Below are 7,649 nucleotides of genomic sequence, written 5' to 3' on the forward strand. Positions count from 1 at the left end.
CCCCGCACGCTGTCGGGCAAGAAGCTCGAGGTGCCGGTCAAGAAGCTGTTCGCGGGTGCTGATCTCACCGACGTCGCCAGCGAGGGCGCCCTGGCCAACCCCGAGTCGCTCGACGCCTACCGGGATCTCGCGCGCGAGCTCGCCTGAGCCGACCCGCGCACGGAGGAGCCGATGCGTTACGCCCTGCTGCTGCTGTACGTCGATCCCGAGATGGCCCGCCGGACGACCACCGACGAGGCACAAGCCGAGCTGGCCGCCTACGGCGCGATCGCCGCCGAGCTCGCCGAGACCGGCGTCCTGGTCAGTGGCGAGGCGTTCATGCCGGCAGCGACGGCGCAGATCGTCACCCCTGCACGATGGCGAACGACGGGTCTCAGCGGCCGACGAGGTCGAGCGCGAGCTCAGTGGCTTCTACCTCGTTGACTGCGACGAGACCTGGGTGCTCGACATCGCGGCCCGCCTGCGGGTCGCCGCACACGTCGCCGTCGAGGTCCGTCCGCTGATGACGCTGCCCCGCGTCGGACGCCGGATAGTCCACGGCCGATGCCGGCGATGTCGGTCGGACCGGATCAGGCACCGCCGGTGGCCGCGATGAACGACGTCTCCTTCACGCAGTCGACGTAGCGGGCCGTGGCGTCGTCGAGGTCGAAGTCGCGACCGCTGAGGCCGACGTCGAGCTCTTCCAGGACCGCCATGGCACGCTGGGCTCGCACGACCCGTTCGTCGTAGTCGTCCGACTTGTTCAGCTGCGTCGCCACCGTCGCCGCCAGGGAGCACGCCGCGGCGAGCCCGCACAGGATCTGCCATGAGGGCGCGTCCAGCGAGAACGTCGCGGTCAGCCAGTCGGCGAGCTACTGGCCGCCGAGCGCCGGCGCCGCGGTGACCCCGGTCGCGACCGAACCCGCGATGATCGTCGTCTGCACGAGCAGCGCCTGCGTCGGCGGGCGTCCTGCAGGTACCGGCTGACGTCGCGCCGCCTGGCCGCGATCCGCTCCCGCAGATCATCGATCGGATCGCCGTTGGTCGTCTGTGTCTTCGGGGTCGACATCGGTCCCCCCTCGTGCCGAACCACCGGGGGAACGTCATGTCGTCGGTCTGGTGGACCAGTGGGCGGCGGGCACGCGCCCCGAGGTCGGCCAGATGGTTCCTCCCACACAACCGTAGCCGGGTTGACCGTCGGTCATGCGAGGCCGTCGATCCGAAGGCTCCGATGATGTGCATCGACACATCGGCGTCGATGCAGCGGCTGCCGGCCTCGCCGTCCGATGGCGTGACCACGCGGTGGCGACCTGAAGATCTGATCTGGGCATCCGCTATGATCATCGCCCGCGACGGCGACAAGTGCACGAGACCAGCGCAAGGATGATCGGGTGCTTCGCACGCTGGCGGATGCACACGTTGCGTCTATTGGGTCAGACCTACCCGTCACCCGCCGCTATGGTCGAGGGGCTGCTGGCCGTCCAGGCGGAGAACCACGGGCAGGCCTCCTGGGCGGTGGCCACGCGCACACCTGGCATCTCGGAGGCGGCGTTCGGGCGGCTGTTCGACGACGGTGTCATCCTGCGGACCCACGTCCTCCGCCCGACGTGGCACTTCGTCCACCCCGACGACATCCGGTGGCTCCTGGAGCTGACGGCTCCCGGATCAGCCGCCTCATGGTCCAGCTCCAACGCCAGCTCGGCATCGACGATGCCATCTTGGATGCGTCGGCCGAGGAGATCGCCGATGCCCTGGCCGGCGGTGTCCACCCACCCGCGACGCGCTCGGCACAAGACTGCGGGACGCAGCGCTGCCCGCCGAGGGTCAACGACTCGGCGTGATGCTGGCGAACGCCGAGATGGTGGCACTGGTCTGCAGCGGCGCGATGCAGGGCCGAGACCACACCTACGCGCTGGTCGACGAGCGTGCGCCGACGGCCCGGCGGCTCGACCGCGACGAGGCGGTGGCGGAGCTCGTGCTGCGGTACTTCACCGGGCACGGACCGGCCACCGAACGCGACCTGGCCTACTGGGCGACGATGACGCTGACGGACGTGCGTTCCGGCCTGGCCGAGGTGGCGTCGGAGCTCGACCACGTCGTGCACGACGGTCGCTCCTACTGGTTCGGTGAGCCACCACCGGACGAGGGGTCGCTGTCGCCACGGGCCCACCTGCTCCAGACCCTCGACGAGTACCACAACGGGTACCAGGCCTCGCGGTACGTCCTCGACGCGGATGGGCTGGTGCCGCGGGGCCGACCGGCCGCGGTCGGGATGACCCTCCTCGACAGCCAGATGGTCGGCGACATGCATCGCACGGTCCGCGCCAACCACGTCGACTTCCAGATCGGTCTGTTCCGCGAGCTCGCGGACGACGATTTCCCCGAGCTCGAGGCGGCAGCTGACCGCCACGGGCAGTTCCTCGGCCTACGAGGCCACCGTCGCCACGACACGGCGGTCCGACCGAGGCTGACCGCCTGCGCTTGCCGCACGCACTCGTCGTGTGACCGACCTGATGCGATCGACACCTGTTGCATGCCGTCCGGTGAGGGCGGCAGGATGATGACGCCATGCGGACGCTGTATCTGCTGCGCCATGCGAAGTCGAGCTGGCACGACCCCAGCCTGGCCGACCACGACCGGCCGCTGGCAAGCCGTGGCATCCGCGCCACACCGTACGTCGCCGATCACCTGCGTCAGATCGGGATCGTCCCCGACGTGGTCCTCTGCTCATCGTCGCGTCGGACCCGCCAGACGCTCGACCTGCTCGGCGACGCCATCCCGTCCGACACAGACGTCCGCATCGAGGAGGAGCTCTATCACGCGGCCGCGGACACGCTCCTCGACCGCCTCCGCCTGCTGCCCGACAGCGCGCGGCGGGCGATGCTGATCGGCCACAACCCTGCCATGCAACAGCTCGCCGTCCTGCTCGCCGCCTCGGGAGACCACCTGGAACGGATGGCTCGCAAGTTCCCGACCGCGGCGCTCGCGACGCTGGACGCAGCGATCGACGGGTGGGCAGACCTCGCGGCCGGATGCGCCGAGCTCGCAGGATTCGTGCGCCCGGACGACCTCAACGCCCCCCGGTGAACAGCGGCTGCGGGTGATCTCGCGCGTCTGACCACCAGGACGTGCGTGTGTTGGAGGGTGGGCGGCGATGCGGTCGGCTGGGGCACGCGACGCCGGCCGTAGACGTACGGTGTACGGTAGAGTGCGTCGGAGAGGTGGATGGATGGCTTCACGGACCGACGCTGAGGCGACGACCGAGCAGCCCCGCGTCCCGCTGAGCCGGAGACGGGTGTTGCGCGCCGCCGTCGACGTCGCCGACCGCGGAGGGCTCGATGCGCTGACGATGCGCCGGCTCGCACAGGAGCTCGGCGTCGAGGCGATGTCGCTGTACCACCACGTGGCCAACAAGGATGCGATCCTCGATGGCGTCATCGATGTCGTCGCCGGCGAGATCCTTGAGGCGGTGGACAGGGTTGATGCGCCAGCGCCCGAGGACGACTGGCAGACGGCGATGCGCTCGCGGATCCTCGCCGCCCGCGAGGTCCTCCTCCGGCACCCGTGGGCGCCCCGCCTGCTCGAGACACGGACGATGAACCCGGCGATCGTCGGCTACTTCGATGGCGTGCTCGGGATCCTCCGGGCCGGAGGGTTCTCCTACGACCTCGCACACCACGCGCTGCATGCCCTGGGCAGTCGCGCTCTCGGGTTCACGCAGGAGCTGTTCGAACCCGACGACCCTGAGGCTGCGGACGCGGACGCCACCGCGATGATGGCGCAGATGGCTGACCAGTTCCCGCACCTCGTCGGGATGCTGGCCGAGGTAGCACACGACGACCCGGACACGACCCTGGGCTGGTGCGACGATCAGTTCGAGTTCGAGTTCGGGCTCGACCTGATCCTCGACGGGCTGGAGCAGCGGCGCGCGGACGCCTGAGGCGCCGCTGACGGCCCGCCATCCCACGCCGGATCCGGCGAGATCTTTCATGCGGCCCTTGACAGCCTTACGCGGTATGACTACCTTACGACGTACGACGACCTTACGTCGTACGGACCCAGGGACTGAACGCAGGAGCGAGCATGCGAACATTGATCACACCGTCGGACCCGTCGGGCCGAACGATGGTGGAGGCGCACGGCCTGGTCAAGCGGTACGGCGACGTGGTCGCCCTGGCCGGCCTCGACCTGGCGGTCGCTGAGGGGACGGTGCTCGGGCTCCTCGGCCCCAACGGCGCCGGCAAGACGACGGCAGTGTCCATCCTGACCACCCTGCTCGGGGCGGACGGCGGGCGCGCCACAGTGGCGGGACACGATGTGGCCAGCGCCCCCGACGAGGTGCGCAGCCGCATCGGGCTGTCGGGCCAGTACGCAGCGGTCGACGAGCACCTCACGGGCTTTGAGAACCTTGACATGATCGGGCGGCTGTACCAGTTGGGAGCGAGGCGAGCGAGGACACGCGCACGGGAGCTGCTGGAGCGGTTCTCGCTGACCGAGACGGCGAACCGGCGGGTGAGCACCTACTCCGGCGGGATGCGCCGGCGCCTCGACCTCGCGGGCGCCCTCGTGGCGGAGGCCCCGGTGCTCTTCCTCGACGAACCCACGACCGGTCTGGACCCCCGTAGCCGCGCCGAGCTGTGGACGACCATCGGCGACCTGGTGGCGCGCGGCTGCAGCGTGCTGCTGACCACCCAGTACATGGAGGAGGCTGAGCGGCTGGCCGACGACATCGTGGTGATCGACCACGGGCGGGAGATCGCACACGGCACCGCGGACCAGCTCAAGTCGATGGTTGGCGGTGACCGGATCGAGGTCACCCTGGAGCACGGGTCGAGCGTCGACGACGCCCGCCGCGTGCTTGCCGGCCTGGCGGTGGGCGAGGTCCACGTCGACGGCTGGTCGGCGACGGCCCCCTTGGCGGGCGGGGCCGAGATGCTCACCGCGGCGCTGCGCGCATTCGACGCGGAGGGCATCGGACTGCGGAACGTCGGGCTGCGCCGACCGACGCTCGACGACGTGTTCCTGGCGCTCACCGGACGGGCGACCGACGGCGGAACCGACCCGACCGCGCAGACCATGGTCCCCGCGATGGCGCAGGAGGCGGCGTGATGGCCCGACCAACGCAGATCCTGACCGACGGCGTGACCGTCGCTCGGCGGAACCTCATCAAGGTCATCCGCGTGCCCGAGATCCTGTTCAGCGTGCTGGTCACGCCGCTGATGATGGTCGTGATGTTCGCGTACGTCTTCGGCAGCTCGATCGACATCCCGGGCGGCAGCTACAGGGAGTTCCTCATCGGCGGCACCTTCGCGCTGACGCTGACGTTCGGCGCGACGTTCACCGGCGCCGGGCTGGCGGAGGACATGCGCAACGGCATCATCGACCGGTTCCGCTCCCTTCCGATGTCCCGGGCCGCCGTCGTCGTGGGTCGGACCGCGAGCGACATGGTCTACAACGCCCTGTCACTGGTCGTCATGACGGTCGCAGGGCTGTTGGTGGGATGGAGGATCCACGACGGGATGGGCAACGCCCTGCTGGCGTTCGGCCTGCTGCTGCTCTTCGCCTACGCGATCTCGTGGGTGATGGCCTGGGTGGGCCTCCTCGTGCCCAGCCCCGAGGTGGTCAGCAACGCGTCGTCCATGGTGATCTTCCCGCTGACGTTCATCGCGAACACCTTCGCCCCCTCGCAGAACTTCCCAACGCCGTTGCGCGTCTTCGCCGAGTGGAACCCCGTGTCGGCGGTCACACAGGCCGCCCGCGAGCTGTTCGGCAACATCCCGCCGGGGACCCCTGAACCATCCACCTGGCCGCTCCAGCACCCAGTGCCCTACACGCTGGCCTGGGTCGTGATCATCATCGCCGTGTTCGCTCCACTGGCGGTCCGGCGCTACCAACAAGCGAGGTGACGCCATGAAAGCGATCGTGTTCGAACGCTACGGATCCGCGGACGTCCTGGGACTGCAGGATGTCGAGACCCCGGACGTCGGCGACGACGGTGTGCTGGTCCAGGTGCGAGCCGCGGCCGTCAACCCCTACGACTGGCACTTCATGACCGGCCTCCCGTACTTCTTCCGGCTCCAGCTCGGGCTGCGCCGCCCGCGGATCAACGGCTTCGGCAGTGACCTCGCCGGCCGCGTCGAGGCGGTCGGCCCGAGCGTGACGCGGTTCCGCCCAGGCGACGAGGTCTACGGCCGGGTCGACCAGGCGCCCGGCAGCGCCCTGATGGACCTGGGCTCGCTGGCGGAATACGTGCGGGTCTCCGAGGAATCCATCCGCCCACGGCCGGCCCGCCTGACCGCCGAGGAGGCGGCGGCCGTGCCGCTCGCAGGGATCACGGCGCTACGGGCCATGCGCGACACCGGAGCGGTGCAGCCGGGCCAGCACGTGCTGATCAACGGCGCGTCCGGCGGGGTGGGCACGTTCGCCGTCCAGATCGCGAAAGCGATGGGCGCGGAGGTGACGGGAGTCTGCAGCACCCGCAACGTGGACCTGGTGCGGTCGATCGGGGCGGACCACGTCGTCGACTACACCCGGGACGACGTAACGCATGGCGGACCCCGCTTCGACCTGATGCTCGACAACGTCGGCAACCACTCCCCGACCGAGTGCGTGCGCATGCTCAAGCCAGGGGCGACATACCTCGCCTCCTTCGACCACCCGGGGAACCGGTGGCTCGGCCCGATGGGCCACGTCCTCCCGATGTCCATCCGGTCGCGGTTCGCGGGCTGGCGGATGGTCCTGCTGCAGCCGGAGCGTCGGGACACCGACCTCGACGCGCTGACCGAACTGATCGACGTCGGGGCGGTCACCCCGGTCGTCGACCGCACATTCCCGATGGTCGACACGCGGGAGGCGATCGAGTACCTCGCGGGGCGCCACGCCTCCGGCAAGGTCATCGTCACCCCATAGGAGGGTCGCCATGCTCATCACGACCGCGCAGGTCGTCATCGGTCTGGCCGCCGTGAGCGGCGTGCTGGTGCTGGCGTTCACCGTGTCGTTCCGGACGAAGTTCCCTCCCGTGCAGAACGCCATCCGACGGCTGAACCGCCGCGTGCTCAATCCCCGGCAGATGCGGCCGGGCAGCTGGGCGCCTGGGCGTCGGTGATCCACCACGTGGGTCGCTCCAGCGGCGCGAGCTACCGGACGCCGGTCGTGGCGATGCCGACCGAGGACGGGTTGTGATCGCGCTCGCGTACGGACCGCGCGCCGACTGGGTCCGCGACATCCTCGCGCCAGGGTCCGCCGCCGTCGAGCACGAGGGCCACACCATCCGGGTGCAGCTGCCGGAGCTCGTCGTCGGGGCGGACGCCGACCAATCCTTCCGGCCCAGGAAACAGCGCGCCCACCGCCTGTACGGCGTCGAGGATTTCCTGCAACTGACGCGGACGTGATCGCCACGGCGTTGGTTCTCAGGAGCTCGACTGCACGACGACCAGTAGTGACAGCACGATCGGCAGCGTCGCGGCACCCACGAGTGGGGGCGCAGAGGCGGTGGATCCAGCATGCGGTCGACCCGCCAGGCCGATCGCCCGGCCACCCCCAGCGCGGGTGAGGGTGGCGTCGCCGAGGCGACGATCGTGGCCGCGACCGTCCGTCGACTCGTTCGCGTGGCGGCCCGGTCGTCCGCCAGTGCTTCGAGATGGCGACGGATCTCGAGTCGCGCGACCCGC

General features: G+C 70.1%; 10 protein-coding genes. 9 read left to right on the forward strand and 1 reads right to left on the reverse strand.

From position 1 onward, the window contains the following. Nucleotides 1-171: 171 nt before the first annotated feature. Nucleotides 172-423 (forward strand): hypothetical protein, encoded by a 252-nt coding sequence (locus tag VK923_18160; protein ID HSJ46607.1) that lies wholly within the window; start codon nt 172-174, stop codon nt 421-423. A gap of 146 nt (nt 424-569) precedes the next feature. On the opposite strand, the gene VK923_18165 is transcribed toward VK923_18160, so the two are convergent. Beyond that, a complete protein-coding gene (locus tag VK923_18165) occupies nt 570-758 on the reverse strand; it encodes a hypothetical protein (GenBank protein HSJ46608.1) in 189 nt (62 codons plus the stop codon). A gap of 897 nt (nt 759-1,655) precedes the next feature. Between VK923_18165 and VK923_18170 the strand changes: the two genes are divergently transcribed. From VK923_18170 to VK923_18205, 8 genes are all read left to right on the forward strand, one after another. Beyond that, complete coding sequence (locus tag VK923_18170; protein ID HSJ46609.1) at nt 1,656-1,820, forward strand: hypothetical protein; 165 nt, start codon at nt 1,656-1,658, stop codon at nt 1,818-1,820. A gap of 727 nt (nt 1,821-2,547) precedes the next feature. Then, nucleotides 2,548-3,066: a histidine phosphatase family protein gene (locus VK923_18175; protein HSJ46610.1), complete on the forward strand. Its 519-nt coding sequence runs from the start codon at nt 2,548-2,550 to the stop codon at nt 3,064-3,066. 142 nt (nt 3,067-3,208) lie between these two features. Further along, entirely contained in the window at nt 3,209-3,919 is a 711-nt protein-coding gene (locus VK923_18180; GenBank protein HSJ46611.1) for a TetR/AcrR family transcriptional regulator C-terminal domain-containing protein, read from the forward strand. A 143-nt stretch (nt 3,920-4,062) separates the two neighbouring features. Further along, nucleotides 4,063-5,088 (forward strand): ATP-binding cassette domain-containing protein, encoded by a 1,026-nt coding sequence (locus VK923_18185; GenBank protein ID HSJ46612.1) that lies wholly within the window; start codon nt 4,063-4,065, stop codon nt 5,086-5,088. Then, nucleotides 5,088-5,885, forward strand: coding sequence for an ABC transporter permease (locus tag VK923_18190; protein HSJ46613.1), 798 nt, complete (start codon nt 5,088-5,090; stop codon nt 5,883-5,885). Before VK923_18185 ends, VK923_18190 begins: the two co-directional genes overlap by 1 nt. Nucleotides 5,886-5,889: 4 nt before the next feature. Then, the gene (locus VK923_18195; GenBank protein HSJ46614.1) at nt 5,890-6,888 is read left to right on the forward strand and encodes an NAD(P)-dependent alcohol dehydrogenase; all 999 of its coding nucleotides are present in this window, start codon (nt 5,890-5,892) and stop codon (nt 6,886-6,888) included. Nucleotides 6,889-6,898: 10 nt separating this feature from the next. Further along, nucleotides 6,899-7,084 (forward strand): hypothetical protein, encoded by a 186-nt coding sequence (locus VK923_18200; GenBank protein ID HSJ46615.1) that lies wholly within the window; start codon nt 6,899-6,901, stop codon nt 7,082-7,084. Between the two features lie 73 nt (nt 7,085-7,157). Continuing rightward, nucleotides 7,158-7,370 (forward strand): hypothetical protein, encoded by a 213-nt coding sequence (locus tag VK923_18205; GenBank protein HSJ46616.1) that lies wholly within the window; start codon nt 7,158-7,160, stop codon nt 7,368-7,370. Nucleotides 7,371-7,649: the final 279 nt, after the last annotated feature.

This window comes from Euzebyales bacterium (genome assembly GCA_035461305.1).
Classification (GTDB): Bacteria; Actinomycetota; Nitriliruptoria; order Euzebyales; family JAHELV01; genus JAHELV01.